This window comes from Aminobacter sp. Piv2-1, assembly GCF_037625995.1.
Classification (GTDB): Bacteria; Pseudomonadota; Alphaproteobacteria; order Rhizobiales; family Rhizobiaceae; genus Aminobacter.
Window position 1 is genome coordinate 183505 of sequence record NZ_JARKMU010000002.1, and the last position, 25770, is coordinate 209274.

Genomic DNA, 25770 nt, shown 5'->3' on the forward strand with positions numbered 1-25770 from the left:
CGGCAAACAAACCCGCGGCCGCGTCGCAAGTCTTGGTCCAGCGAGTGCCTCAGGCGGCCGGGGCGGCGGGCTCGGCCGGCGCCGCTGCGGCGATCTCCTTGCGCACCAGCGGCGCCACCCTGGTGCCGTAGAGCTCGATCGCCTTCATGATCTTGGTGTGCGGCATGGTGCCGATCGCCATCTGCAGCAGGAAGCGGTCGTTCCTGAACAGCTTGTGCTGGGCGACGATCTTCTCGGCCACGACTTCAGGGTTGCCGACGAACAGCGCGCCCTTGGGCCCACGCCCCTGGTCGAAATGCGCCCGGCTGGTCGGGCCCCAGCCGCGTTCGCGGCCGATGCGGTTCATCACCTCGGCCTGCGGCAGGTAGAAATCGTCGGCCGCCTGCTCGGTGGTCTCGGCGACGAAGCCGTGGACGTTGATGCTGGTGGCGAGCTTGGCCGGATCCTGGCCGCCGCGGCGGGCGGCCTCGCGATAGAGGTCGAACAGCGGCGCGAAGCGCGCCGGCTCGCCGCCGATGATGGCGAGCGCGAGCGGCAGGCCGAGCACGCCGGCGCGCGCCGCCGACTGCGGCGTGCCGCCGATGGCGATCCAGATCGGCAATTTCTCCTGGTAGGGGCGCGGATAGACGCCGCGATCGTTGATGGCGGCGCGGTGGCTGCCGGACCAGGTCACGCGCTCGCTGTCGCGGAGCGCGAGAAGCAGGTCGAGCTTTTCGGCGAAGAGTTCGTCATAGTCGTCGAGATTGTAGCCGAACAGCGGGAAGGATTCGATGAACGATCCGCGCCCGGCCATGATCTCGGCGCGCCCGCCCGAAAGCAGGTCGAGCGTCGCGAACTGCTGGAACACGCGCACGGGATCGTCGGAGGAAAGCACGGTCACCGCACTGGTGAGTCTGATCTTCTTGGTCCGCTCCGCCGCCGCGGCAAGGGCGACGACCGGCGCCGATGCGGCGTAGTCGGGGCGATGGTGCTCGCCCAGCCCGAACACGTCGAGGCCGACCTGGTCGGCGAGCTCGATCTCCTCGATCAGATTGCGCAGCCGCTCGTGCGGTCCGATGGCACCGGGACCGGCTTCGGGGCTGACGTCGGCAAAGGTGTAGAGGCCAAGTTCCATATGTGCATCCTCGGGTTGCCTTTGCGCCTAGAGCTAGCTATTGGAGCGCGTGCCTGCCAGTCTCCAGCCAGTGAACAATCCCCGGCGATTGTCGAACAGTGGTGGCGTTTCCCTGCTGCAACACGCGGGGAAATCATGGCTGGCATGCGGAATTCGCGCTTGAACTTGCGCTCTCGCTGCGTATGTAGGCGACGTCACTTGACTTCAGGGAAATGACTCTTGGCAATTTACAGGGAAAAGAACTTCGCCGAGCGGCGTGATGCCGCCGGCGTGGCGAAGAAAGCACTACTCGAAAAATTCAAGGCCCGCCCGGCAGCAGACGATCCGGCAGTGATCGCCCGCCAGGAAGAGCGCAAGCGCATCCTCGAGGCGCGTGCCATCCGCGAGGCCGAAAAGGAAAAGCTCCGCCAGGAACGCCTGGCCCGCGAAGCCATCGAAAAGGCCGAGCGCGAAGCCAGGGCCGAGGCCGAACGTCTGGCTGCCGAAGCGGCCGCACAGGCGGAAGCCAAGGCACGCGAGGCCGAAGAGGCCGATCGTATCAGCCGCGTGCTGTCCGACGAAGCCGAGCGCAAGGCCAAGCGTGACGCACGCTACGCAGCACGCAAGGCGCGCGGCAAGCGGATGCCTCCTTCGGCCAACTACGGCTGATAGGCTAGACAACAAACCCGAAAATCAGATCGGCCCGCACCGGAGACGCCAAGCTCCAGTCGCGGGCCGCTTGCGCGCGTCCGCACTGCGTCAGCGACTCACCTTCATGGGAGGTGCGGGCATGGGAGTGCAGGGGAATTGCGGCCTGCCGCTTTGGGACAGGCCGCGATGGTCGTTGAAGGGTTTGCTCAGGCGACCAGCTTGAGGCCGACGATGCCCGACACGATCAGGCCGATACAGGCGAGGCGGAGTGCTGTGGCGGGTTCGCCAAGCAGCCAGATGCCGAGCAGTGCCGTGCCCACCGTGCCGATGCCGGTCCAGATCGCATAGGCCGTGCCGACGGGCAGGGTCTTCAGCGCCAGGCCGAGCAGGCCGAGACTGATGATCATCGAAACGACGGTGAGCACGGTCGGCATCGGCCGGGTGAAGCCTTCGGTGTATTTGAGCCCGATTGCCCAGCCGATTTCAAACAGGCCAGCGAAAAACAGATAGGTCCATGCCATGGAACGCTCCAGCGAGTTGGCGGGTCGTCCCGGCCGAATTGATGAGGGAAGCGCAAGGTCGTCCCTGCGCCCGGAAAGATAGAAATTTCCGAGGCTTGATTCAACAGCGCCGGCTGGCATGCCAGCTATGCGGTTTTACTTGTCCTTGATCTTGGTCGCCTGCACGGGAGGCGCCTTGAAGGCTGGCGCTGGGGCCAGCTTCTTGGCGTCTTTCTTGGGCTTGCGAGGCTCCTTGCCTGCTTTCATCGCACCTTTGGCCATGATTCGATCCTCCCTGTACTGGAGCCAGAGTGAAACGCGAAGTTGCCGAACTGGCAAGAGGCAGCATCGGGCTGGCGAAAAAGGCTTGAGGGCGGGGCGGTGGCCGCTACATTCGCTCTGCAAGCGGCCGGCCGGCGACCTGGCCGAGATGTTCAGGGAGGAGAGCGATGAAGATCCGGGGCGGGTGCCATTGCGGCGCCATCACTTACGAGGCGGATGTCGACCCTGAAAAGACGTCCATCTGCCATTGCACCGATTGCCAGAAACTCACCGGCACGGCCTTCCGTGTCACCGTGGCGGTTCCCGAAGACAAGATCGCGTTCACCGGCACGCCGAAGGTCTATGTGAAGACCAGCGAGAGCGGCAACAAGCGGGCGCAAGGCTTCTGCCCCGAATGCGGCTCGCATCTGTTCGCGACGTCGGTGGGCGAGGGGCCGAAGGTCTATGGCCTCAGGACCGGCACCTCCGACCAGCGCGAGCAGTTGGTGCCGCGCCGGCAGGTCTGGCATCGCTCGGCGCTGCACTGGCTGCCCGAATTCGAGGGCATGGAAACGATCGAAAAGCAGAGCTGACCACGAAGCTCAGCCTGCCTGCGCGCCTCAGTCGTTCTCCTCGACGACGCGCAGCCTGAGTTGGCCTGTCTTGGAGTCCGCCGCCCGGGCGCTCTGGGGCCGGGGCGCCTCCTCGGCGTCGCCGGCGGCGTGGCCGGTGCCGAACTCGAGCGCCTCGATCTTTTGGCCGCGTTTGGTGACCTTGGACGTCGACACCAGGATGTCGTCGATGTCCTTGGAGGCCTGGCCGAAATGGTTCTGCAGCTTGCGAACGCGCTCGTCGACGCGGCCGACATCGTCCATCAGCCGGATCACCTCGCCCTGGATCAGGTGCGCCTGCTCGCGCATGCGCGCGTCCTTGAGGATCGCCTGGATCACCTGGATCGACAGCATCAGCAGCGACGGCGAGACGATGACGACGCGGGCGCGGTGGGCGCGCTGGACAATGGCCTCGAAATTCTCGTGGATCTCGGCGAAGACCGATTCCGACGGCACGAACATGAAGGCCGTGTCCTGCGTCTCGCCCGCGATCAGGTATTTTTCGGCGATGTCGCGGATATGCACTTCGATGTCCCGGCGGAACGCCTGGGCGGCGACTTTCTGGGCGTCGGCGCCCTCGGCGGCGCGGATGGCGTTCCACGCCTCAAGTGGGAACTTGGCGTCGATGGCGAGCGAGGGCGCATCGTTGGGCATGCGGATCAGGCAATCCGGCCGGCTGCCGTTGGACAGCGTCGCCTGGAATTCGTAGGCGCCGTGCGGCAGCCCGTCGGCGACGATCGCCTCCATGCGCGACTGGCCGAAGGCGCCGCGCGTCTGCTTGTTGGAGAGGATCGCCTGCAACTGCACCACCTGGCCGGCCAGCGACTGGATGTTGCCCTGGGCCGTGTCGATGACGGCCAGTCGCTCCTGCAGCCGGGCGAGGCTCTCATGCGTCGACCTGGTCTGCTCGGCCATGGTCTGGCCGATGCGGCCGGTCATGGCGTCGAGCCGCTGGCTGAGCGACTGCGTCAGCTCCGCCTGGCGCGAGCCGAAGATCTCGGCCACCGTGCCGAGCCTGCCCTGCATCTCGGCCTGCGCCTGCAGGATGCCGGCCATGCGGGCCTCGGCGTCGCGGGCATGGTCGGCGGCTTCCGCGGCGGCCACCGAACGCGCCCTGGCCGAGCGCAACAGCGCCACGACCAGTGCCACCAGCAGGGCGAGAAAGAGCGCCGCCGCCAGCGCCAGGGCCTGGCCGAGGGTTATGGTGGTCGCGCCGAGCTGGGCGACCGGTTCGGAAAGAATCGAGGAAACAGGGCTCATCGGCCGCACCATAGCCGATTCGCGGCCCGATGTTAGATCAAAACGGGAACATCGGAACGTGGACGCTGTTGACGCTTTCGGCCGGACATCCTAGGTGAGGCGCATGACGATCAAGCCGCTCATCATCCTCCCCGATCCGCTGCTGCGCGAGGTTTCCAAGCCGGTAGAGCGCATCGACGACGCCATGCGCCAATTCGCGCGCGACATGCTCGACACCATGTATGACGCGCCCGGCATCGGCCTGGCCGCCATCCAGGTCGGCGAGCCGTTGCGCATGCTGGTGATAGATCTGGCCAAGGAAGGCGAGGAGCCGGCGCCGCGCGTCGTCATCAATCCCGAGGTTCTTGCGCGCAGCGACGACCGCTCGGTCTACGAGGAAGGCTGCCTGTCGATCCCCGACTACTATGCCGAGGTCGAGCGGCCGGCGAAGGTCCGGGTGAAATATCTCGACGAGCACGGCAAAGAGCAGGAGGTCGAGGCCGACGGCCTGCTCGCCACCTGCCTGCAGCACGAGATCGACCACCTCGATGGCGTCCTGTTCATAGACTACATCTCCAAGCTCAAGCGCGACATGGTCGTGCGCAAGTTCAAGAAGCTCGCCAAGGACCGCCCGCCGAGCCGCATGGTGGGGTGAATTTCCGCCCGTTTTGCGTGCAACGCCGGGATTTGATATCATTGATATCAATCGATGGAGGCGCCGATGGGTGACCTGCTGATCAGGAACATTCCGGAAGCCTTGCGTTCGGATATCGAGTCCCTCGCCCGAAAGCGAGGGCAGAGCCTTTCCGAGACCGCTCGGGAGGCCCTTCGTGCCGGTATCGAAGCGGCATCGGCGCGAGACAAGGATATTGAACCACTCCCCGCGGGCGAACGGCTGCGCAGCATTTTCGCTGGGGTTTTTGACACAGAGGAAGAGGCGGACGAGTTCGCGGAAATACTCGTCGAGGCCAGGCGCAACGCTTTTGGGCGGCCGGTGCCAGAGCCTGAATGATAATCCTCGACACCAACATCGTGTCGGAGCCTGGCCGGCCAAATCCGAACGATGTGGTCATGTCATGGCTGAATGCGCAGGATGCATCAACGCTCTACTTGGCGAGCCCCACCATAGCGGAGCTTGCCATGGGGGCCGAAAAGGTGCTTGCCCGAACTGGTTCGGCCAAATACGCCAATCGCCTGACCTTGCTGATAGGAGACTATTCGGAACGTATCCTGTCCTTCGAACTGAAGGCGGCAATGTCGTACGGGAAAATCATTTCCCTGAGAGAAGGCATGGGGCGCCCTATACTCGTGATGGACGCCATGATCGCCGCCATCTGCATCGTCCACGGCGCAAGGCTGGCGACCCGCAACGTCCGCGACTTCGACGGGCTTGACCTCGGGCTCGTAAACCCGTTTGAAGCGATGGCCTGAACGGACGGCCGTCGCCGCCGGGGCAGATGGGATCGCCTTGTCCGCATGAGCCTTCGCGTCATCTTCATGGGCACGCCGGATTTTTCGGTGCCGACGCTGCGCGCCACAGCCGAGGCCGGCCATGAGGTCGTGGCCGTCTATTCGCAGCCGCCGCGCGCGGCCGGCCGGCGCGGGCTGGAGCTGACGCCGACACCCGTGCACCGGGAGGCGGAGCGGCTCGGCATCGAGGTGCGGACGCCGCTGTCGCTGAAAGGCGAGGCCGAGCAGGCGGCCTTCCGCGCGCTGAACGCCGATGTCGCGGTCGTCGTCGCCTACGGCCTGCTGTTGCCGAAGCCGATCCTCGAGGGCACCCGGCTCGGCTGCTACAACGGCCACGCCTCGCTCCTGCCGCGCTGGCGGGGGGCGGCTCCCATCCAGCGCGCCATCATGGCCGGCGACCGGGAAACCGGCATGATGGTCATGCGCATGGACGAGGGCCTGGACACCGGACCTGTCGCCCGACTTGAAAAAGTCGCGATTGCACCCGAAATGACGGCGGGCGAGCTGCACGACCGTCTCATGGCGGTCGGGGCCTCCCTGATGGTGGAGGCGCTGGCCGCACTCGAGGCGGGATCGCTGGAAGCGGTGCCGCAGCCCGCCGGAGGCGTCACCTACGCCAAAAAGATCGACAAGGCCGAGGCCAGGATCGATTGGAGCTTGCCGGCGACGGCAGTCGACAGCATTATCCGCGGCCTGTCGCCGTTTCCCGGCGCGTGGTGCGAATACGAAATCGGCGGAAGGCAGGAGCGCCTCAAGGTTTTGCGCTCGCGCCTGGCCGCTGGACAGGGAGAACCGGGAACGGTTCTCGACGACCGGTTGGAGATTGCCTGCGGCGAGGGTGCCGTCAGGCTGGTCGAGGTGCAGAAGGCGGGAGGAAAACCCGTCACCGCGGATGAATTTCTGCGCGGTGCCAAGATCGAAAAAGGAATGAAGTTGTCATGAGCATGATGTCGATCCGCGCGGCGACGCCGCGTGACCGTGAGGCGATCAGTCTCGTCGAGGAACATGCCTTCGGCCAGAAGGCCGAGGCCGGACTGGTGGACGCGCTGGTCGCCGGCGGCGACGCCGTCGTCGAGCTGGTGGCCGAGGAAGACGGCCAGGTGGTCGGCCACGTGCTGTTCTCGCGCCTCTATGTGCAGAACGGCGGCAAGACCTTCCCGGCGGTGGCGCTGGCGCCGCTGGCCGTCGAGCCCGATTTCCACCGCACCGGCATCGGCGGCGCGCTGGTGCGCGAGGCCCATATCCGGCTCAGGGACGCCGGCGAGAAGCTCGCCGTGGTTCTGGGCGAGCCGGCTTACTACGGCCGCTTCGGCTATGCCCACGAGCGCGCTGCCGGCTTCGACAGCGACTACCAGTGCGAGGCGCTGCAGGCGCTCGCCTGGAGCGACGAGGCGCCGGCGACCGGCAAGCTCGTCTACGCCTCGGCCTTCGGAACGGCGCTGGCCGCCTGAAGCAGTCCGCATGCCCCGATACCGCCTCGACATCGAATATGACGGCCGTGCCTATGCCGGATGGCAGCGGCAGGCCGGCAATCATTCCATCCAGGCGGCCATCGAGCAGGCGGTGCTGAAGTTCTGCGGCGACGAGATATCGCTGCGCGGCGCCGGCCGCACCGATGCCGGCGTGCATGCCACCGCCCAGGTGGCGCACGCCGACCTGAGCCGCGAATGGCCCGACGACACCGTCCGCGACGCCGTCAACGCCCATCTCCAGCAGGCGGGCGAGACGGTCGCCATCCTGGCGGCGCGGCGGGTGGACGATACCTTCGACGCCCGCTTTTCGGCGACGGGGCGCCACTACATCTACCGCATCCTCAACCGCCGGGCCCCGGCAGCGCTCGAACGTGGTCAGGTCTGGTGGGTGCCCAAGCGCCTCGACCACGAGGCGATGGCTGAGGCCGCCAAGGTTCTGCTCGGCCGGCACGACTTCACCACCTTCCGTTCGGCCCAGTGCCAGGCCAACAGCCCGCTTCGGACGCTCGACCGGCTCGAGGTGACGCGCTCGGGCGACACGATCGAGATCGGCGCCTCGGCGCGCTCCTTCCTGCACAACCAGGTGCGGTCCATGGTGGGCAGCCTCAAGCGCGTCGGCGAGGGCGCCTGGACGGCCGCCGACCTCAGGGCCGCGCTCGACGCCCGCGACCGCTCCGCCTGCGGCCAGGTGGCGCCGCCCGACGGGCTGTTCCTCACCGGCGTCGATTATTAGCCCCGACCACACTCAATCGTAGAGCGGCCTGGCGCCATGCTTGGGCGCCGGCCATTCCTGGGTGATGCCCGGCTGCACCGGCCGCTCGAGATAGGTCGACAGCACCACGTAGCTGCGGGTCGAGGTCACGCCCGGCGTGTCGTAGAGACGGGCGAGCAGCCCTTCGAGCGCTCGCGTGTCCTCGGTGCGGACCTTGAGCAGCATGCAGGTATCGCCGGCGACGGTGTGGATCTCCTCGACCTCTGGAAAGGCCGAAACCGCCATCAGCTCCGGGGTCTTGCCCCAGCCCCTGGTGTCGACGTGGACGAAGGCGAGCAGCGGCTTGCCGATGGCCTTGGGGTCCGCCATCGCCACCGTCTGGCGGATGGCGCCCGACCGGCGCATGCGCTTGACCCGCTCGTGCGCCGCCGGCGCCGAAAGGCCCGCCTTCTCGCCCAGTTCGGCGTAGGAGACGGTCGCATCCTCCACCAGCACGCCTAACAGCCTTCGGTCCGCGGCGTCGACTGTGCGCTCCGGAAGCTTGCTCGGCCGAATGGCGTCTGTTTCTTCATCCATGCGGAAATTCTCCGTTGAAGCTGAACATCATTCGGCGAATATGCGCTCATGTCGAACCTCGATCAATCTTTCCCTGTCGTTGCCGAGCCGCTCGCCCGCATACCCAGGACAGCCTATCTGCTGACCGCCTGCGTCGCCGTCATCGGCTCCAACTCGCTTGTGCTCGGGCCGATCGCGCCGGAAGTGGCGAACGGCTTCGGCACATCGGTGGCGCTCGTCATGGCCGCGTCCTCGGCCTTCGGCCTCGGCACGGCGGCAAGCGCCCTGTTCCTCGCCCGCTACATCGACCGTTTCGGCGCAAGGCGCATGCTGCAGCGCTCCCTGGCATTGCTTGCGCTTGCGCTGGGCGCGAGCGCGCTCGCGCCCGCCATCCCGGTGCTGATCGCAGCACAGCTTTTGGCCGGCGTCGCTGCCGGCGTCGCCTTGCCGGCGATCTATTCCAGCGCGGCCGCGATCGCGCCGCGCGGCCGCGAAAGCGGCACCATCGGCGTCGTGCTGACCGGCTGGACCCTCTCCATGGTCGCGGGCGTGTCGCTGTCGGCGGTGCTTGCCGACCTCGTCCACTGGCGGGCGGTCTTCGGCGTCGTCGCAATGCTGGCCGCGACCGCGGCGGCAAGTCTGTCGACGATCTCGCTGGCGGACAGGCAGAGCGGCGCTGCAGCGCCGGCGCCGCTCCAGGCCCTGGGCACGCCCGGCATCGTGCCGCTGCTCATTGCCTGCGGCGCCTTCATGACCGCGTTCTACGGCGTCTACGGCTATCTGGGCGACCATCTGCACCAGGGGCTCGGCCGCCCGGTCAGCGCCAACGGCCTGGCGGCGGTGTCCTACGGCATCGGCTTCGGCGCGGCCGCGCTGCTCGACGGGATCGTCGACCGGCTGGGCGCGCGGCGGGTGATGCCGTTCGCCTACCTGGTGGTCGCTGCCGTTTATGTCCTCCTCGCGGCAATCGCCGGCAGCTTCGCCGCGCTGGTCGCCGCCATGGCACTGTGGGGGCTGGCCAACCATTTCGGGCTCAACGTGCTGGTGATGCGGCTGTCGGCGCTCGATCCGGCCCGGCGCGGCACGATCATGGGGCTGAACAGCGCCGTCACCTACCTCGCCGTGTTCGTCGGCACCACGGCTTTCGGCCCGCTCTACGCCAGCGTCGGCTTCGCCGCTTCCGCCCTTGTGGCGGCCTGCCTGATGCTCGTCGCCGCTGCCGCGGCCTCCTGGCGCTGAGGAAATTTGCCTAAGGCACGGCGATGCCGAGAGCCGCCTGCAGCGTCAGGAGCACGAGCAGCGACACGACGAACATGCCGGCAAAGACCGCGGAGCCGACGGCGGCTCCCTTGCCGATGGCGGCATTGGTCATCCGCCAGCTGAACACCATCGACAGGCCGAACAGCAGCAGCGACAGCGGCGTGGTGAGGCTCTCGGCCGACGGAAGCAGCATGCGCAGCAGCGCGGCGGGCAGCATCAGCCAGGCGATGATCGCCGAGGTCCAGTTGCTGGCGACCACATAGTGCACGAAGCGATCGCCGACGCCGGCGCGCCGCGCTACCAGCGCGAAGGCGACGAGCGGCAGGATCCAGGCGCCGAGGTCGATCAATGCCAGCCGCATGATGACGCCGAAGCGTCCGGCAAAGGCCGCCGACTGGGCGGCGATCTCGTCCGACACGCCGACCCAGCCGACGATGAGGGCCGGGGCCGCGATGAGGATGGCGAAGAAGGAATTCCAGAATCCGTCGGCGCTGAGATCGAGCAGGCGCAGCCCGTCGGCCTTGCCCAGCATCAGCCGCCAGGCCCCCGACAGATAACGCTGGATGTCTTCGGTCGGCAGCATGGTCGAAAACTATCCGAACCAGTCCTCGAGGAAACGCTGGTAGACCTGTGTCAGCGCCTCGAGTTCGGCAAGCGGCACGCGCTCGTCGACCATGTGCATGGTCTTGCCGACGAGCCCGAACTCCACCACCGGGCAGTAATCCTTGATGAAACGCGCGTCCGACGTGCCGCCGGTCGTCGAGAGCTTCGGCCTGCGCCCGGCCACCGCCTCGATTGAGCCGGCCAGCGCCTCGATCAGCTTGTCGTCGCGGGTGAGGAAGACGTGGCTCGGCGTGTCGCGCCAGGCGATGTCGAAGTCGATCGGCTCCTTGCGTCCCTTGCGGTATTTCTTGCGGCCGCTGGCCTTGTCCAGGCGGTTGTGGATCTCCGCCTGCAGCGTCTCGGCCGTCCACGTGTCGTTGAAGCGGATGTTGAAGACAGCCGTCGCCCTGGCCGGAATGACGTTGGTCGCCGGGTTGCCGACGTCGAAGGTCGTCACTTCGAGATTCGACGGCTGGAAGTCCTTGGTGCCCTTGTCGAAGGCGGGTGCGAGCAGCGCGTCGACCAGCGTCATCAATCCGCGCACCGGGTTGTCGGCGAGATGCGGATAGGCGGCGTGGCCCTGGCGCCCGTTGACCGTGACGGTGGCCGAGAGCGATCCGCGCCGGCCGATCTTGATCATGTCGCCGAGCTGGTCGGGATTGGTCGGCTCGCCGACCAGCGAGGCGTCCCATTTCTCGCCGCGTTCGGCCGCCCACTCCAGCAGCTTCTTCGTGCCGTTGATCGAGGGGCCTTCCTCGTCGCCGGTGACCACCAGCGAGATCGAACCTTTCGGCCCGCCCTTGGCCTCGACGTGGCGGGCGATCGCCGCGACGAAGCAAGCGATGCCGCCCTTCATGTCGACGGCGCCGCGGCCGTACATCTCGCCCTTGTCGATCGTCGCCGAGAAAGGCGGATGCGTCCACGCAGCCTCGTCGCCTACCGGCACCACGTCGGTATGGCCGGCGAACATCAGATGCGGGCCGTTGCCGGAGCGGCGGGCGTAGAGGTTCTCGACGTCGGGCGTCCCGTTTTCCGAGAAGGTCGGGCGATCCACCGCAAAGCCGAGCGGTTTCAGCATGGCTTCGAGTGCGGTCAGCGCGCCGCCCTCGGCGGGCGTCACCGACGGGCAGCGGATCAGGGCGGCAAGGTTCTCGGTGGGGTCTGTCGGCAGCTTCATGGCGACAGCGATAATTGAATCGCCGCGCCCTGTCACGGCGTTCGGTTGCCTCAGCGGCATCGGCATCCAGCCTCGCGACAGCGTGGCGCGGTCACGACCTTGCCCGAGGAAGGCAGCCATGCGGTCGAGCGCGGTGCGGCCGGCCTCGATATCAAGGTTGAACTGGTACTCGTACGGCAGCGGCGACCGGTAGTCCCACGTAGGTCTCGGTACCGGGTGAGCCGACGACATCGGCGATTTTAAGTCTCCTGCAAGCAGCTCCTGCCACTGTAGGGGCATGAGAATCGCCACGATCACCCATTGGGCCTACGGCATCACGGTCGTCTTGACGGCGCTATCAGGCATTTCGTTCATCTTGTCGTCCAACAGCGCCCTTCAGGAGCGCGCCGCGGCTGAAGAACATCTTAAGCTCGACACACTGGGCGAAGAACTCGCCCTTGGCGCGGAAGCCCGCAGCGACGAGGCGAGGCTTTACGTGATGCGTGGCGAGGAGCGCCATCTTCAGGCATTCCGCGCGGAGGAGGTTGCGGAACGGCGGCTGGAGGTTGTTGGCGCGGAGCTGGCTGCACGCGATCCCGCACCGGCCGAAGCCGCGGCACTGCAGGCTATCAATGGTCAGGCGGAGGAGCTGGACAAGCTCGAAGCGGTGGCGATCGAGGCGTATCAGAATGGAAGCAAGGCGGCCGCGCAGGAGTCCCTCTTCGGCGCCGAGCACGAAAGGGTCCAGAAGGCCCTGCTTCAGACAGTCGCCCATTTTCGCGACCTGACCGCTGCGCGCACAACCGCCGCGCTCGACGCGGCTCGCGACCGCAGCAATTGGTGGAACCTTGTCGCCAAAATCATGCTGGCGACCACGGGGGCCCTGTTCGTGGCAGTGCTTTATTTCGTGCTCAGCCGAAGGGTAGCGATGCCACTGCGGCACATGACCGGCATCGTCAGCCGGCTGGCCAAGCAGGACTACAGCGTCGAGGTTCCGGTCAACCGCCGGGCCGACGAGATCGGCGAGATGAGCGAGGCTATCGAGGGCTTCCGTACAAACCTGATCGAGCGCGAAAAGCTCGATGCCGAGCGACTTGCCGACCAGCATATGAAGGACCTCATCCTCCAGATGATGCACCGCGTGCAGGCATGCCGCGACCAGGTGGAATTGACGGATGTAGTCGTGCGCTTCGCGCCACAGATCTTCCCCGACCTTGCCGGTGGTCTCTATGTTCTCAACGAAGGCAGGACATCGCTGGCGCGCGTCGGCCTTTGGTACGATCCGGAACATTCGGCAGCGGAATTTCCGGCCACCGCATGCTGGGGCCTGCGTCGCGGTCGCTCGCACCACAGCGGCGTCAACGGCGCGGATGTTCCGTGCCAGCATGTGACCCGGCCTGGTGTGGCGACGCTCTGTGTTCCCCTGACGGCCCAGGGCGACATGATTGGACTTCTCTACCTCGAGGAGCGCGAAGCTGGCGCGCTTGAGCCTGCAGGGCCCCGACTCTATCTCGAACTGATCGCCGAGAATGTCGGCCTCGCCATCGCCAATCTGCAACTGCAGGAAAAGCTGACCGCGCTTGCCGTCAGCGATCCGCTCACCGGTCTGTTCAACCGTCGATTCCTTGACGAGATGCTGCAGCGGTACGCCCGGGACCACAGGGACGAGCCGCTCGCGTGCCTGATGATCGACATCGACCATTTCAAGCGCTTCAACGACCAGTTTGGCCACGATGCCGGCGACCTCGTCATGCAATTCGTCGGGCAGTCCCTGCGCGAAGCCTGTGAGTCGTCTGGCGATGCTTTCCGCTTCGGCGGGGAGGAATTCACGGCACTTCTGCCATCCTTCGGCGAGGCGGAGGGCATGGCACTCGCCGACATGTTGCGGGAAAAGATCGGCGGCGTCGCACTTTCCCACGCCGGCCAGATTCTTGGCGCGGTCTCCGTTTCCGTCGGGGTGGCGGCTTCTCCGGCGGGCGGCTCGGTCGAAACACTTGTCACGCGTGCCGATGCCGCCTTGCTGGAGGCCAAAGCCGGGGGGCGCAACCGGACGGTCGCTTCAAGCGAGGTCAGAAAGTCGGCCTGAGGCGCTGGAGCATGCCCGCGTATCGCGGTGCGTGAGGTCCGGCCGACCCCGCCGAGGATCAGCGTGTTGAGCGTCGCCTCCACACGAAGCGGTCGCCGGTGCGGCGCCCGGGCGACTGTGCCGTGGCTGCGATCTTCTCCGGGTCGAGTGCTCTGTAGGACATCGCGCCGGACCCGGTCTGACTAACGTGGCGCGTTGGTCTGGCTGCCGAACTGGTTCGGTCCGGGCGTGCCCGGGTAGAAGCAGAGCACCACGAAGGTGATGAGCGAGACGATCGGGATGAACAGCGTGATCGCGAGCAGCCCGGGCTTGTCGAAATCGTGCAGGCGCTTGACGCTGAAGGCGACATGCGCCCACACGAAGGCGAAGAAGGTCAGGCCGAACAGCAGCGACCAGAGCTGTGCCGCCGAGCTTTCCGGGTGCACGCGCATGAACTGGTAGAGCGGGAACGACACCACCATCAGCATGAACAGGAAGCCGAGCACGTAGGCCGCCCGGCTGATGCGGCCGGAGAAGCGGAAGAACAGCCAGAAATAATCGAGTTTGTTAGGCAAGCGGATCCGGTCCGTATTGGTTTGCGCCCCGGTCGCCCTCGAGGATCCCGAGCTCGACCAGGATCCAGATGGCACCGATGACGGGAACGATTGCGATCAGGCTCCACCAGCCCGACTTGCCGCGGTCATGCCAGCGCTTGGCGTAAATGGCCAGCGCAAAATAGATCGAGGCGATGGCAACGATGATGCCGATGAGGCCGTAGCCGGCCTCGCCGACGCGCAGGCCGAGCACCATGTCAAGCAAGCTGGCGACGATGCTGACGGCGATCAGCACGCCGATGCCCGCCCAGAACTTGGCGCGATTGATGCGTCCGTCGAAGCTGGTCAGAAGATACTTCCAGTCCATTTCACCCCTCCGAAGCTAACCGGCGCACATGTCCTGTGCGCCGGTCGAAGTTGCTTCGGTTTCAGCGAAAGATCAATCGCGCAGCAGCTCGTTGATCGAGGTCTTAGAACGGGTCTTGGCGTCGACGCGCTTGACGATGACGGCGCAATAGAGGCTCGGGCCAGGCTCGCCGTTCGGCAGCGGCTTGCCCGGCAGCGAGCCGGCGACGACGACCGAGTTGGCCGGCACTTCGCCGTAGAACACCTCGCCGGTGGCGCGGTCGACGATTTTGGTCGACTGGCCGATGAACACGCCCATGCCGAGCACCGAGCCCTCGCGCACGATGCAGCCCTCGACGACTTCCGAGCGCGCGCCGATGAAGCAATTGTCCTCGATGATGGTCGGGCCGGCCTGCATCGGCTCCAACACGCCGCCGATGCCGACGCCGCCGGACAGGTGCACGTTCTTGCCGATCTGGGCGCAGGAGCCGACCGAGGCCCAGGTGTCGACCATGGTGCCGGTGTCGACATAGGCGCCGACATTGACGAAGGACGGCATCAGCACCGCGCCCGGCGCGACGAAGGCCGAGCGGCGCACGATCGCCGACGGCACGGCGCGGAAGCCGGCCTTCTCGAAGTCGACCGAGCCCCAGCCGTCGAACTTGGACGGCACCTTGTCCCACCACGACGCGCCGCCGGGCGCGCCCGGGATCAGCTCCATCGGGTTAAGGCGGAAGGAGAGCAGGACGGCCTTCTTGAGCCACTGGTTGACGTGCCACTTGCCGTTTTCCTGGCGCTCTGCGACGCGCGAAACGCCTTTGTCGAGCAGGTCGAGCGCGCTCTCGATGGCCTCGCGGACTTCGCCGCGCGTGGAGGTCGAAATGCCGTCGCGTTCCTCGAACGCCTTGTCGATCGTCTTCTCGAGGCTGGCGAGGTCGGGCTTCGACATGAACATCTCCGTTACGGGCCGTTAAGGTTAAGGCTTCTAAGCTGGCAGTAAGTCGCGGCGGACCCTATTTCAGGCTTATCTGGGGGTCAATCGCGGTGACGCCGCGGAATGTCGCGGTCAACGGTATATTGGGACTGAGCAAAGAATGAATCCTATGGAAAAGGCTGGCTGGACGCCGCTGCCCCACTCCGACGAGGACCTTGAACGGGCCAAGAGCGTGCCCGACACGCCGCAGACCCGCGCGTCGACCTACAGGCTCGCCTGGAACGACGAGGACTTCATGACCCAGCGCGAGCTGCGCCCCGTGCGGCTGCAGCTCGAACTGCTCAAGCCCGAGATGATTCTCGCGGAGCGCGGCATCCGCTCGACCGTCATCCTGTTCGGCGGCGCCCGCATCCCCGAGCCGGGCGGCGAGGCCTGGGCGGCCAAGAACGAGACCCAGCGCAAGCATCTCGAGGCCAACAGCCGCTACTACGACGAGGCGCGCAAGTTCGCGCGCATCTGCTCGCAGCATTCGGCCGCGTCCTACTATCGCGAGTTCGTCGTGGTGACCGGCGGCGGGCCCGGCGTCATGGAGGCGGGCAACCGCGGTGCCGACGACGTCGGCGCGCCCTCCATCGGCCTCAACATCGTGCTCCCGCACGAGCAGGCGCCGAACCCCTACGTCACGCCCGAGCTCTGCTTCAACTTCCACTATTTCGCCATCCGCAAGATGCATTTCGTCATGCGCGCCAAGGCGGTTGCGGTCTTCCCCGGCGGCTTCGGCACCATGGACGAGCTGTTCGAGACGCTGACACTGATCCAGACCGGCCGCATGGAGCGCGTGCCGGTCATCCTGTTCGGCAAGTCATTCTGGCAGCGTGCGTTCGACCTCGACTTCCTGGCGGACCAGGGCACGATCACCCCCGGCGACCAGGACATCATCGACTACGTCGACACCGCCGACGAGGCCTGGGACATCATCAGCCGCTTCTACGGCCTTTGAGCGGGGCGTGGTCTTCTCCCCCAGCGCCTGGGGGCGGTGCACCAGCGTCACCAGCACGAAGGAGATGATCATCAGGAGGTACCAGGCGCCGAGCTTCTGGATGGAGACCGGCGTCCAGCCCTCGTGCTGGACGGGATAGATCCAGGCGCGCGACCAGGTGCCGATGTTCTCGGCGAACCAGATGAACAGGGCGACGAGCAGGAAGCCGAGCAGCAGCGGCATGCGGTGGCGGCCGCGGAAGACGCGGTAGTGCACCACCGTCCTGAGGTAGATGAGCGCGGTGGCGGCGAACAGGCCGTAGCGGATGTCGACCGTGAAGTGGTGGGCGAAGAAGTTGACGTAGATCGCCACGCACAAGAGCAGCGTCGCCCAGCGCAGCGGATAGCGCGTATAGCGTATGTCGAAGATGCGGCTGATGCGGGCGAGGTAGGAGCCGACGGCGGCGTACATGAAGCCGGAGAACAGCGGCACTCCGCCGATGCGGAACAAGCTCTCCTCCGGATAGGCCCAGGAGCCGGCCGAGGTCTTGAAGATCTCCATCGCGGTGCCGACGAGGTGGAAGATCAGGATGACCTTGGCCTCTGACGGCTTTTCCAGCCTGAAGGCCAGCATCGCCGCCTGGATGCCGAGTGCGGCCAGGAACAGGAAGTCGTAGCGCGCGAGCCCCGCCTCCTCGGGCCACCACAGCCGGGTAGCGAGGATGAGCGCCAGCATGGCGCCGCCGAACAGGCAGGCCCAGGCCTGCTTGAGGCCGAATACCAGGAACTCGATCAGCGCGCCCGAGAGACCGCCGGCCGGCAGGCGGTCGAGCACGGCATGTGCCGCAGCATCGATCCGCGCCTCGACCGAGGTAAAGCGCCTCACTTCGTATTGGCCTCGACGATGGTCGTCAGGAACGTGGCGAGATCGTCGGTGACGAAGTCGACGTCGTCCTCGTTCTGCGGGTCGCGTTCCCAGATCTCCGAGAATGTGGGCTCGAAGTTGCGCGGCACGATCAGCACCGTCGTCATGCCGAGCGACTTGGGCACGGCGAGGTTGCGCGCCAGGTCCTCGAACATCACGGCGTTGGGGCCGGTGACGTTGTGCAGGGCGGCGAACTTCTCGTAGGTCTGGCGCGCCGGCTTGGGGGTCAACCCTGCCGCCACGATGTCGAAGATGTCGTCGAAATGGTCGAGGATGCCCAGCTGCCGCGCCGTGCGCTCGGCGTGGCCGCGGTTGCCGTTGGTGAAGATGAACTTGCGGCCGGGCAGCTGGCGGATCGCCGCGCCCAGCACCGGGTCGGGTACCAGCCAGGAATAGTCGATGTCGTGCACGTGCTCGAGGAAGGCGTCCGGATCGATGCCGTGGCGCTGCATCAGGCCGTTCAGCGTCGTGCCGTATTCGAGGTAGAGCTGCTTCTGCAGCTTGCGCGCGTCCTCGCGCGACAGCGTCAGCAACTCCGACACATAGGCCGTCATCTTCACGTCGATCTGCGCGAACAGGTTCGAGTGGTGCGGATAGAGCGTGTTGTCGAGGTCGAAGACCCAGTCGGTGACGTGGTCGAAGCGGGCGGGATCGGGAAGCTCAGTCATGCAGTCCTTATCGCACGGATCTTGGACTTTGTAAGCGCGGATGCAGGGGGCGGGCCCAGGTGGCAGGAAATATTTTCGCATGTGCCACCCACGAAATTCCTTGGGGTAGATCAAATTTTAACTACCGTGGAAAGATCACCTTCAGGTCATGCTGGCATCTCAACGGCCAGCAGGGAGTGGAAAGTGAAGCGTATCTTCTGGAAATCCGTTTTCGTCACGCTGCTGTGCATGGCAGCTACAATGGTGATCGTCCTGTCGGTCATTACGCTGCTGGGCGGAACGATCGACAAGGCCGCATACATCTTGCCGATCCTGTGTCCTTTGCTGATCGGCTTTCCGTTCGCGTTCCATAACTTCTGGCAGCGTGAGAAGCTGAGGCTGGCGCACGAGGAACTGACCGTGGCGCACGGCCAGCTCGCCGCCGCCCACAAGCGCCTGTCGGAAAAGGCCAGCCGCGACGAGATGACCGGCATGCTCAACCGCGAGAACTTCTTTGCGGCCCTCGACGGGTCCCGGCGCCGGAGCGACCGCGGCGCGCTGCTCATCATCGACGCCGATCATTTCAAGCGCATCAACGACAATTTCGGCCACCTGACCGGCGACCAGGCGCTGCTGATGATCGCCGGCGCGATCCGCGGCGCGGTGCGCAGCGGCGACGTGCTCGGCCGCATCGGCGGCGAGGAGTTCGCCGCGTTCCTGGTGGGCGCCTCGCAGGACGAGGCGAAGCTCGTGGCCGAACGTATCCGCGCCGAAGTCGAACTGCTGCGCTTCAAGCCGGAGGAGGGCCGGGTGGTGCCGCTGACGGTCAGCATCGGCGGAACCAACTGCGCCACCGACGCCAATGTGTCGGAACTGATGCGGACTGCCGACAAGTGGCTCTACGAGGCCAAGAACCGCGGTCGCAACCTCGCCCTGCTCGACACCGGCATTCCGGAAGCGGCCTGATCCGGCACTGGCACAAGGTTTTGGGGCCGCGTGCGGTTGCGCGCGGCCCTTGCCGCTTCTAGAGGGAGCGGACGTTTTCTGCCGTCTTGCCGGACATCTCCATGGAACTCTGGATACCCATCACCATCGCTGCCGCCTTCCTGCAGAACCTCAGGTCAGTGGTGCAGAAGCACCTCAAGGGGGTGATGGGGACGACGGGGGCCACCTTCGTCCGCTTCGGCTTCGGCTTTCCCTTCGCGCTCGCCTTCGTCGCCGTGCTCAAGCTGGCGGTCGGCTACGATCTGCCGCGGCTCAACGCCGTCTTCTTCGCCTGGACGGTCGTCGGCGGCATCAGCCAGATCGCCGCGACCTTCCTGCTCATCCACCTGTTCTCGTTCCGCAACTTTGCCGTAGGCACCGCCTATTCGCGCACCGAGCCGGCGCAGGCCGCGCTCTTCGGGCTCCTGTTCCTCGGCGAACGCGCGACGCCGGGCGCCATCGCGGCGATCGCCATCAGCGTCTTCGGCGTGATGCTGATCTCGGTCGCCCACACCGCCTTCAATGCTCGCACGCTGGTGACCTCGGTGCTGAGCCGCAACGCGCTGGTCGGCCTCGTCTCCGGCACCTGCTTCGGCATTTCGGCCGTGGCTTACCGCGCCGCCTCGCTTGCGCTGGGCGGGCCGAACTTCATGATGCAGGCAGCCGTCACGCTCGCCGTCGTGATCGTCTTCCAGACGCTGGTGATGTTTGCCTGGATCGTCTGGCGCGAGCGCGACGAACTCGGCCGCATCGCCAGGGCCTGGCGCCCGTCGCTGTTCACCGGCCTGGTCGGCGCCTCGGCATCGTTCGGCTGGTTCATGGCAATGACGCTGCAGCAGGCGGCGATCGTCAAGTCGCTCGCCCAGATCGAGATGCTGTTCACCTTCGCCTCGACGGTGTTCTTCTTCCGCGAGCGGATCAACCGGCTGGAGGTCGCCGGCTGCGCGCTGATCGTGGGCGGTATCCTGGTGCTGCTCGCCGCCGGCTGACCGGCCACGCGGGCAGGGGCCGAAAGATCCTCAGATCATTGCCGGATCGAGCGGCGGCGCGTCCTTCCAGCGCTTGATGATGCCGGCGATGTCGGCCGTCTGGAAGCTGTCCCTGAGCACGTCGAACGACGGCAGCACGAAATAGGCGCGCTGGAACTTGTCGATCTCGTAGGTCGTCCGCATCACGGTCTCGACGTCGAAGGGCACGTGGTGGGCGTCTGGGCTCTCGACCGCGAACTGCAGTTCGGTGAAGGACGACATCAGGCCGGCGCCGAACGCCTTCTTCGGCTGGCCGGGCTCCTGCATCAGCCCGTATTCCACCGTGTACCAGTAGAGCCGCGTGACCATCTCGTCGCCGCCGAGCGCGATGTAGTCGCCGGCCTTCTCGCCGTACAATTGCATGAAGTCGCCGAAGGCCGGCTGGCTCAGCACCGGCACGTGGCCGAAGAAGTCGTGGAACATGTCGGGTTCGACGATGTAGTCGAGCTCCTCGCGCCGGCGCAGCCAGTTGGTCACCGGGAAGCGGCGGTTGGCGAGGTGGTCGAAGAACGGCTGCGCCGGGATCAGGCCGGGCACCGCAACGATCTCCCAGCCGCTCAGCCGATGCAGCTTCTCGCTGACCTCATGGAAGTCGGGGATCTTCTCGACCAGGCCGAGGGCGGCCATGCCGTCGAGGTAGGATTTGTGCGCCAGCCGCTGGGTCAGCTTGGTCTGGCGGTCGCAGAGCGTGCGCCACACCTCCTGCTCGGCTGTGCTGTAGTCGTATTTCTGTTCGACGGTGAAGTCGGAGCGGCACTGCGAATAGTCGCCGCGCAGTCCCTGTTCGGCGCATTCGCGCGCATAGTCCTGGACGCTGATTCCCATGGCCTGTTTTCCTCCCCAGACACGGTCTTCGATGCTGGAAGCATAGCCGGCCGGCCAGAGTGAAATTCACCTTCCTGCGTTCAATGTGCGCTCGTTTGAGGTATGATCACTCGGAAAACATGCATCGGGAGGAAAAATGCCTCAGTTCGACGAATTCGAGATCAGGATGCTCGACATCCTGCAGCGCGACGGCCGCAAGCCTATCTCGGAGCTGGCCCAGGAGATCGGCCTGTCCAACACGCCCTGCGCCCGCCGCTTCGAGGCGCTGCAGGAGGCGGGCGTCATCAAGGGCTTTTCGGCGCGCATCGGCCGGCGCGCCGTCGGGCTGATGGTCGAGGTCTTCGTGCAGGTCCGGCTGGTCAGCCACAGCGACGAGTCGCCGGAAAAATTCATCGCCGCGGTCCAGCGCATGGACGAGGTGTCGTCCTGCTGGACCATGACCGGCGAATACGACTTCCTGCTCCACGTCATGGTGCCGAGCGTCGACGACCTCAACGCCTTCGTCATGCACCGCCTGATGCGCCTGTCGGGCGTCCGCGACGTCCATACCCAACTCGTGCTGCAGAACATCAAGGGGCCGGGCCACGTGCCGCTCGGACACCTCCGGCCATAGGATCGACGATCAAGGGTCGGGATAGACCAGCCGGTAGCGCTTGCGCTCCGTGCAGACCCGCGCTCAACAGCGCCACGTACCGCTCGGGCATCTGGCAGGATAGGGCGGGATCAGGCGGCCTGGGTTTTGGACGGCGGCCGGGACTGGTCGCCGCGGCCGGCCAATAGGCCCTCGACGGAAATGTCCTCGTCGAGGTCGTCCCAATGCAGTCCGCGCGTGCTGATGCTCACTGCCTGCCGCTGCGCGGGCGTCGCCTGAAGCAGTCGGGGAAACCAGGCCAGCGGAACGCTCAATGTCCGTCCATCCGACAGGTCGAGCCACATGCTGTCTTCGTCGAACCAGACCTTAGTTGCCTTCACCAAAGAACTCGTTCCAGGCATTCGCGATCTCACGCCGCCGATGGGTGACCATTTCGGCCAGTTCGCGCAAGGTGCGCGCGCCGAAGCCGTCATTGTACGCTACCACGACATCCGGCCAGAGCCAAAACTTGGCGTCGACGCCGTCCTTGCCGACATGAACGTGCATCGGCTCGCGCGGATCGCCTTCGTTCGAGAAGAAGTAGAAGCGAAAGCCCTTGTGACGAAAAACGACGGGCATCCGCTTCCTCTCCGCCTTACGGAACGATCAGCGTTCCCGCGCCGTGCTCGGTGAACAGCTCCAGCAGCACCGAATGCGGCGTCTTGCCGTTGAGGATGACCACGCCTTCGACGCCGCGCTCGATCGCCTCGATGCAGGTCTCGACCTTGGGGATCATGCCGCCCGAGATCGTGCCGTCCTTGATCAGCGCCTTCGCGTCGGCCACCGTCAGCTCGTCGATCAGCTTCTTGTCCTTGTCGAGCACGCCCGGCACGTCGGTGAGGAACAAAAGCCGCGAGGCCCTGACCGCGCCGGCGATGGCGCCGGCGAAGGTGTCGGCGTTGATGTTGTAGGTGTGGCCGTCGCGGCCGGGCGCCACCGGCGCCAGCACCGGGATCATCTCGGAGCGCGCCAAGAGGTCGAGCAGCGTGCGGTCGACCTCGACCGGCTCGCCGACGAAGCCGAGGTCGAGCACCCTCTCGATGTTCGAATCGGGGTCGACCATGGTCTTCTTGGCCTTCTCGGCGAAGACCATGTTGCCGTCCTTGCCGCACAGGCCGATCGCCCATTCGCCCTCGGCGTTGATGAGCGCGACGATCTCCTTGTTGATCGAGCCCGCGAGCACCATCTCGACGATCTCGACCGTCTTCTGGTCGGTGACGCGCAGGCCGCCCTCGAACTTCGATTCGATACCCATCTTGTTGAGCATCGCGCCGATCTGCGGGCCGCCGCCATGCACGACGATGGGGTTGACGCCCGACTGCTTGAGTAAGGCGATGTCGCGGGCGAAGGCGCGGCCGAGCGCCACGTCGCCCATGGCATGGCCGCCATACTTCACGACCACCGTCTTGTTCTCGTAGCGCTGCATGTAGGGCAGGGCGGCTGAAAGCAGGGCCGCCTGCATTTCGGCGTTGGCGGCGACGTTGGTCGTCATCGGCATGGTCCCGGATAGTGGAGAGATTTCGCGCGGTATTAGCCGGAAACCGGGCAGGGGGCAAATGGTTCGATGCCCGCGGAGCAGCACCGCGCTCCACGCTCCGGTTGCAGCGCGCGCCCGCGGAAACAGCGGTTGCAATTCATGTGCCGCAACGTAACTTTGCGGGAATGACGCCGCAGGACATCACCAAGCTGATCGTGCGGACCTCGATGAAGGACCGCAACGCCTTCGACCTGCTCTACCGGCAGACGAACGCGAAACTTTTCGGCGTGTGCCTGCGTGTTTTGAACGACAGGGCAGAAGCCGAGGAAGCGCTGCAGGAGGTCTTCGTCAAGATCTGGACGAAGGCCGACAGGTTCGCGGTCTCCGACCTCAGTCCGATATCGTGGCTCGTTGCGATCGCGCGCAACCATGCGATCGACCGCATCCGCGCAAGGCGCCAGGCGACGGTTGCCATCGACGAGGCGTTCGAGGTCGCCGATCCCGCTCCCGGGCCCGAGGCGGCGGCGGTGGCCGGCGGTGAGGCCGAGCGCATCCATGGCTGCCTCGAGGAACTGGAGAAGGACCGGGCGGCCGCCGTTCGGGGCGCCTATCTCAAGGGTGAGAGCTATGCCGAACTCGCGGAACGCCATGGCGTGCCGCTCAACACCATGCGTACCTGGCTGCGCCGCAGCCTGATGAAACTCAGGGAATGCCTCGAAAGATGACACTGGCGGAAGACAACGGACCGGAACGGGAAGGGGGCGACGACATCCTGGCCGCTGAATACGTTCTCGGCGTGCTTGCCGCCGAAGACAGGCGGCAGGCGGGCCGGCGCATCGAGGGCGAGGCCGCCTTCGCGCGGCTCGTCGACCAGTGGGAGGTGAGGCTGTCGCCGCTGGCGGCCGGCTATCCGGAGATCGAGGCGCCCGTTTCGGTCAAGGCCGGCATCGACCGGCGCCTGTTCTCGTCCGCCGCCCGGGCACCCGCCGAACGGCCGGCGGGCCTGTGGTCCAGCCTCGCGGTGTGGCGCGGCTTCGCCGCCGCCGCAGTGGCCGCGCTGGCGATCTATGTCGCGGTGCCGCTGGTCAATCCGCCGGTGCCGCACGAGATGATGGTCGCCTCGCTTGCCGCCGAGGGCAGCGAGGTCAAGTACATGATCATGTACGACGCGACCGCCGGCGAGATCGGGCTGTCGCACGTGGCCGGGAACCGCGATGCCGGCAAGGATTTCGAACTGTGGATGATCGAGGCCAATGCGCCGCCGGTCTCGATGGGCGTCATTCCGGTCGGCGCCACCATGAAGATGCCGGTCAAGGAAAACATGCGCGACAAGCTCGCAGCGGGTGCCGTGCTCGCCGTCAGCCTCGAGCCCGCGGGCGGCTCGCCGACCGGCCTGCCGACCGGCCCCGTCGTCGCCGCCGGCGATCTCCGCGAAATCTGAGCGCGGTCACCCCGCTCACTCGGCCTCCGCTTCGCTCGGCCCTCCCCGCCGGGCGAGGGGGGGCAATTGCCTTTGGCATCCTTGCATGCCCCGGCTCAGGCTGAAACTATCTCCGCGCGCCACTCGTTACTTCCCGTTTGCGGCATGCAAATTACTGATTTTATTATAGAAAATTCACTTTTTGGTGAAACTGGGCGGCTCTCGGGCGCGTAGCTTCTTCTGTCTTTCCGACACGGAAACAACCAAGGAGTTACGCTATGCGCAAGACCACTCTCGCCGTGCTCGCCGGCGCCTTCACCGCCCTGGCCACGATCGCCTATGCCGCGAATCCGATGGTTGGCGGGGCCGCCATGTTCGCCGACAAGAACATCGTCGAGAACGCCGTCAACTCGAAGGACCACACCACCCTCGTTGCCGCGGTGAAGGCCGCTGGCCTGGTCGAGACCCTGCAGGGCAAGGGCCCCTTCACCGTGTTCGCGCCCACCAACGAAGCCTTCGCCGCGCTGCCCAAGGGCACGGTCGAGACCCTGCTCAAGCCGGAGAACAAGGATCAATTGACCAAGGTGCTGACCTGCCACGTCATCGGCGCCAAGGCCATGGCGGCGGACGTCGCCAAGATGGCCATGGATGACGGCGGCGCCCACATGGTCAAGACCGCCGGCGGCTGCGAGCTGACGCTGAAGTCCGACGGCGGCAAGGTCACCGTGACCGACGAGAACGGCAATGTCGCCAACGTCACCATCGCCGACGTCGAGCAGTCGAACGGCGTCATCCACGTCATCGACAAGGTGCTGCTGCCGAAGATGTAGGTGCGCCCCGGGCGAGGCGGCGGCGCCGCTCCCTTGGCCCGCACGACGATCAGCGCCCCGCCCGGCTCCTGCCGCGCGGGGCGTTCGGCCGTGGCTGACGATTTTGATGACGCTTTCCGGCCGCCGGGATTATGCTTGGCGAGCAACGCCAGGGAGGATCGAGCGATGACCCCGCACGGCGAATTTCACTGGAACGAGCTGTTGACCTGGGATGCGCCGAGAGCCAAGCGCTTCTACACGGCCACCCTCGGCTGGACCTACGAGGACATGCCGATGGACGGCGAGAGCTACCACGTCTGCATGTCCGGCGGAAAGCCGGTGGCTGGCATCTTCCAGATGCCGAAGGGCAAGGGCATGGACGGCGTGCCGGAGAACTGGTTCGCCTACATCTCCGTCGACGACCTCGACGCGCGGCTCGCGCTGCTGGTCAAGAACGGCGGCAGGGTCATGCGCGCGCCGTTCGAGGTGCCGGGCGTCGGCCGCATCGCCATCGTCGCCGACGACGGCGGCGCGGCCATGGGATGGATGGTGCCGGCCGAGTGAG

Annotated in this window: 33 protein-coding genes and 1 pseudogene; 18 read left to right on the plus strand and 16 right to left on the minus strand. The window is 66.1% G+C overall.

Going from position 1 to position 25770, the window contains the following annotated elements:
• Window positions 1-49 precede the first annotated feature (49 nt).
• Window positions 50-1114 carry an LLM class flavin-dependent oxidoreductase gene (locus tag AmiPiv_RS04700; protein WP_340036138.1) on the minus strand — a complete coding sequence of 355 codons (1065 nt, stop codon included), beginning with the start codon at window positions 1112-1114 and terminating at the stop codon, window positions 50-52.
• Window positions 1115-1333: 219 nt separating this feature from the next.
• Between AmiPiv_RS04700 and AmiPiv_RS04705 the strand changes: the two genes are divergently transcribed.
• Entirely contained in the window at window positions 1334-1762 is a 429-nt protein-coding gene (locus AmiPiv_RS04705) for a DUF6481 family protein (protein ID WP_340036139.1), read from the plus strand.
• 188 nt (window positions 1763-1950) lie between these two features.
• Here AmiPiv_RS04705 and sugE read toward each other — a convergent pair whose 3' ends face one another.
• Together sugE and AmiPiv_RS04715 are read right to left on the minus strand one after the other, a co-directional pair.
• A complete protein-coding gene (gene sugE, locus AmiPiv_RS04710) occupies window positions 1951-2265 on the minus strand; it encodes a quaternary ammonium compound efflux SMR transporter SugE (protein ID WP_340036140.1) in 315 nt (104 codons plus the stop codon).
• A gap of 135 nt (window positions 2266-2400) precedes the next feature.
• Window positions 2401-2526: a hypothetical protein gene (locus AmiPiv_RS04715; protein ID WP_340036141.1), complete on the minus strand. Its 126-nt coding sequence runs from the start codon at window positions 2524-2526 to the stop codon at window positions 2401-2403.
• A 167-nt stretch (window positions 2527-2693) separates the two neighbouring features.
• On the opposite strand from AmiPiv_RS04715, the gene AmiPiv_RS04720 reads away from it, so the two are divergent.
• Complete coding sequence (locus AmiPiv_RS04720; RefSeq protein WP_340036142.1) at window positions 2694-3098, plus strand: GFA family protein; 405 nt, start codon at window positions 2694-2696, stop codon at window positions 3096-3098.
• Between the two features lie 27 nt (window positions 3099-3125).
• Here the strand turns inward: AmiPiv_RS04720 and AmiPiv_RS04725 are convergent, their stop codons facing one another.
• Window positions 3126-4376, minus strand: a complete 1251-nt coding sequence (locus AmiPiv_RS04725; RefSeq protein WP_340036143.1) for a DNA recombination protein RmuC — start codon at window positions 4374-4376, stop codon at window positions 3126-3128.
• Between the two features lie 103 nt (window positions 4377-4479).
• Here AmiPiv_RS04725 and def point away from each other — a divergent pair, with 103 nt between their 5' ends.
• The 6 genes from def (at window position 4480) to truA (ending at window position 8030) form a co-directional block, all read left to right on the plus strand.
• Entirely contained in the window at window positions 4480-5010 is a 531-nt protein-coding gene (def, locus tag AmiPiv_RS04730) for a peptide deformylase (protein ID WP_340036144.1), read from the plus strand.
• 66 nt (window positions 5011-5076) lie between these two features.
• On the plus strand, window positions 5077-5367 hold the full coding sequence (locus tag AmiPiv_RS04735) for a plasmid stabilization protein (RefSeq protein ID WP_340036145.1): 291 nt from the start codon (window positions 5077-5079) through the stop codon (window positions 5365-5367).
• Entirely contained in the window at window positions 5364-5786 is a 423-nt protein-coding gene (locus AmiPiv_RS04740; RefSeq protein WP_340036146.1) for a type II toxin-antitoxin system VapC family toxin, read from the plus strand. Before AmiPiv_RS04735 ends, AmiPiv_RS04740 begins: the two co-directional genes overlap by 4 nt.
• Before the next feature lie 45 nt (window positions 5787-5831).
• Window positions 5832-6767: a methionyl-tRNA formyltransferase gene (gene fmt, locus AmiPiv_RS04745; RefSeq protein ID WP_340036147.1), complete on the plus strand. Its 936-nt coding sequence runs from the start codon at window positions 5832-5834 to the stop codon at window positions 6765-6767.
• The gene (locus tag AmiPiv_RS04750; RefSeq protein ID WP_340036148.1) at window positions 6764-7276 is read left to right on the plus strand and encodes a GNAT family N-acetyltransferase; all 513 of its coding nucleotides are present in this window, start codon (window positions 6764-6766) and stop codon (window positions 7274-7276) included. Before fmt ends, AmiPiv_RS04750 begins: the two co-directional genes overlap by 4 nt.
• Window positions 7277-7286: 10 nt before the next feature.
• On the plus strand, window positions 7287-8030 hold the full coding sequence (gene truA / locus AmiPiv_RS04755; RefSeq protein WP_340036149.1) for a tRNA pseudouridine(38-40) synthase TruA: 744 nt from the start codon (window positions 7287-7289) through the stop codon (window positions 8028-8030).
• A 12-nt stretch (window positions 8031-8042) separates the two neighbouring features.
• Here the strand turns inward: truA and AmiPiv_RS04760 are convergent, their stop codons facing one another.
• On the minus strand, window positions 8043-8585 hold the full coding sequence (locus tag AmiPiv_RS04760; protein ID WP_340036150.1) for an Lrp/AsnC family transcriptional regulator: 543 nt from the start codon (window positions 8583-8585) through the stop codon (window positions 8043-8045).
• 48 nt (window positions 8586-8633) lie between these two features.
• Between AmiPiv_RS04760 and AmiPiv_RS04765 the strand changes: the two genes are divergently transcribed.
• Window positions 8634-9803, plus strand: a complete 1170-nt coding sequence (locus tag AmiPiv_RS04765; protein ID WP_340036151.1) for an MFS transporter — start codon at window positions 8634-8636, stop codon at window positions 9801-9803.
• 10 nt (window positions 9804-9813) lie between these two features.
• Here the strand turns inward: AmiPiv_RS04765 and AmiPiv_RS04770 are convergent, their stop codons facing one another.
• Both AmiPiv_RS04770 and dapE read right to left on the minus strand, forming a co-directional pair.
• On the minus strand, window positions 9814-10407 hold the full coding sequence (locus AmiPiv_RS04770; RefSeq protein ID WP_340036152.1) for a transporter: 594 nt from the start codon (window positions 10405-10407) through the stop codon (window positions 9814-9816).
• Between the two features lie 9 nt (window positions 10408-10416).
• Window positions 10417-11604 carry a succinyl-diaminopimelate desuccinylase gene (dapE, locus tag AmiPiv_RS04775; RefSeq protein WP_340036468.1) on the minus strand — a complete coding sequence of 396 codons (1188 nt, stop codon included), beginning with the start codon at window positions 11602-11604 and terminating at the stop codon, window positions 10417-10419.
• 277 nt (window positions 11605-11881) lie between these two features.
• Between dapE and AmiPiv_RS04780 the strand changes: the two genes are divergently transcribed.
• Window positions 11882-13669, plus strand: a complete 1788-nt coding sequence (locus AmiPiv_RS04780; RefSeq protein ID WP_340036153.1) for a diguanylate cyclase — start codon at window positions 11882-11884, stop codon at window positions 13667-13669.
• A gap of 182 nt (window positions 13670-13851) precedes the next feature.
• On the opposite strand, the gene AmiPiv_RS04785 is transcribed toward AmiPiv_RS04780, so the two are convergent.
• The 3 genes from AmiPiv_RS04785 to dapD form a co-directional block, all read right to left on the minus strand.
• Window positions 13852-14223 carry a DUF805 domain-containing protein gene (locus tag AmiPiv_RS04785; RefSeq protein ID WP_340036154.1) on the minus strand — a complete coding sequence of 124 codons (372 nt, stop codon included), beginning with the start codon at window positions 14221-14223 and terminating at the stop codon, window positions 13852-13854.
• A complete protein-coding gene (locus AmiPiv_RS04790; RefSeq protein ID WP_340036155.1) occupies window positions 14216-14569 on the minus strand; it encodes a DUF805 domain-containing protein in 354 nt (117 codons plus the stop codon). Before AmiPiv_RS04790 ends, AmiPiv_RS04785 begins: the two co-directional genes overlap by 8 nt.
• Before the next feature lie 72 nt (window positions 14570-14641).
• Window positions 14642-15496: a 2,3,4,5-tetrahydropyridine-2,6-dicarboxylate N-succinyltransferase gene (gene dapD, locus AmiPiv_RS04795; RefSeq protein WP_340036156.1), complete on the minus strand. Its 855-nt coding sequence runs from the start codon at window positions 15494-15496 to the stop codon at window positions 14642-14644.
• Between the two features lie 145 nt (window positions 15497-15641).
• On the opposite strand from dapD, the gene AmiPiv_RS04800 reads away from it, so the two are divergent.
• Complete coding sequence (locus AmiPiv_RS04800) at window positions 15642-16481, plus strand: LOG family protein (protein ID WP_340036157.1); 840 nt, start codon at window positions 15642-15644, stop codon at window positions 16479-16481.
• A gap of 27 nt (window positions 16482-16508) precedes the next feature.
• On the opposite strand, the pseudogene AmiPiv_RS04805 reads toward AmiPiv_RS04800, so the two are convergent.
• Window positions 16509-17345 (minus strand): annotated as a pseudogene (locus tag AmiPiv_RS04805) (DUF817 domain-containing protein); the annotation flags it as partial.
• Window positions 17342-18052, minus strand: coding sequence for a pyrimidine 5'-nucleotidase (locus AmiPiv_RS04810; protein WP_340036158.1), 711 nt, complete (start codon window positions 18050-18052; stop codon window positions 17342-17344). The gene AmiPiv_RS04810 and the pseudogene AmiPiv_RS04805, both read right to left, overlap by 4 nt.
• Before the next feature lie 183 nt (window positions 18053-18235).
• Here AmiPiv_RS04810 and AmiPiv_RS04815 point away from each other — a divergent pair, with 183 nt between their 5' ends.
• Together AmiPiv_RS04815 and AmiPiv_RS04820 are read left to right on the plus strand one after the other, a co-directional pair.
• Window positions 18236-18997, plus strand: a complete 762-nt coding sequence (locus tag AmiPiv_RS04815) for a GGDEF domain-containing protein (RefSeq protein ID WP_445206897.1) — start codon at window positions 18236-18238, stop codon at window positions 18995-18997.
• A 101-nt stretch (window positions 18998-19098) separates the two neighbouring features.
• Entirely contained in the window at window positions 19099-20004 is a 906-nt protein-coding gene (locus tag AmiPiv_RS04820; RefSeq protein WP_340036159.1) for a DMT family transporter, read from the plus strand.
• Window positions 20005-20034: 30 nt separating this feature from the next.
• On the opposite strand, the gene phhA is transcribed toward AmiPiv_RS04820, so the two are convergent.
• The gene (gene phhA / locus AmiPiv_RS04825; RefSeq protein ID WP_340036160.1) at window positions 20035-20868 is read right to left on the minus strand and encodes a phenylalanine 4-monooxygenase; all 834 of its coding nucleotides are present in this window, start codon (window positions 20866-20868) and stop codon (window positions 20035-20037) included.
• 136 nt (window positions 20869-21004) lie between these two features.
• Between phhA and AmiPiv_RS04830 the strand changes: the two genes are divergently transcribed.
• Window positions 21005-21481 (plus strand): Lrp/AsnC family transcriptional regulator, encoded by a 477-nt coding sequence (locus tag AmiPiv_RS04830; protein WP_340036161.1) that lies wholly within the window; start codon window positions 21005-21007, stop codon window positions 21479-21481.
• A gap of 110 nt (window positions 21482-21591) precedes the next feature.
• On the opposite strand, the gene AmiPiv_RS04835 is transcribed toward AmiPiv_RS04830, so the two are convergent.
• From AmiPiv_RS04835 to argB, 3 genes are read right to left on the minus strand one after another with little or no spacing between them, the layout of a single operon-like run.
• The gene (locus tag AmiPiv_RS04835; protein WP_340036162.1) at window positions 21592-21804 is read right to left on the minus strand and encodes a DUF2442 domain-containing protein; all 213 of its coding nucleotides are present in this window, start codon (window positions 21802-21804) and stop codon (window positions 21592-21594) included.
• A gap of 22 nt (window positions 21805-21826) precedes the next feature.
• The gene (locus tag AmiPiv_RS04840) at window positions 21827-22078 is read right to left on the minus strand and encodes a DUF4160 domain-containing protein (RefSeq protein ID WP_340036163.1); all 252 of its coding nucleotides are present in this window, start codon (window positions 22076-22078) and stop codon (window positions 21827-21829) included.
• 16 nt (window positions 22079-22094) lie between these two features.
• Window positions 22095-22997, minus strand: a complete 903-nt coding sequence (gene argB / locus AmiPiv_RS04845; RefSeq protein ID WP_340036164.1) for an acetylglutamate kinase — start codon at window positions 22995-22997, stop codon at window positions 22095-22097.
• Window positions 22998-23161: 164 nt separating this feature from the next.
• Here argB and AmiPiv_RS04850 point away from each other — a divergent pair, with 164 nt between their 5' ends.
• From AmiPiv_RS04850 to AmiPiv_RS04865, 4 genes are all read left to right on the plus strand, one after another.
• Window positions 23162-23701, plus strand: coding sequence for a sigma-70 family RNA polymerase sigma factor (locus AmiPiv_RS04850; RefSeq protein ID WP_340036165.1), 540 nt, complete (start codon window positions 23162-23164; stop codon window positions 23699-23701).
• Window positions 23698-24417, plus strand: coding sequence for an anti-sigma factor (locus tag AmiPiv_RS04855; RefSeq protein ID WP_340036166.1), 720 nt, complete (start codon window positions 23698-23700; stop codon window positions 24415-24417). Before AmiPiv_RS04850 ends, AmiPiv_RS04855 begins: the two co-directional genes overlap by 4 nt.
• Before the next feature lie 257 nt (window positions 24418-24674).
• The gene (locus tag AmiPiv_RS04860; RefSeq protein ID WP_340036167.1) at window positions 24675-25226 is read left to right on the plus strand and encodes a fasciclin domain-containing protein; all 552 of its coding nucleotides are present in this window, start codon (window positions 24675-24677) and stop codon (window positions 25224-25226) included.
• A 165-nt stretch (window positions 25227-25391) separates the two neighbouring features.
• A complete protein-coding gene (locus AmiPiv_RS04865) occupies window positions 25392-25769 on the plus strand; it encodes a VOC family protein (protein ID WP_340036168.1) in 378 nt (125 codons plus the stop codon).
• Window position 25770: the final 1 nt, after the last annotated feature.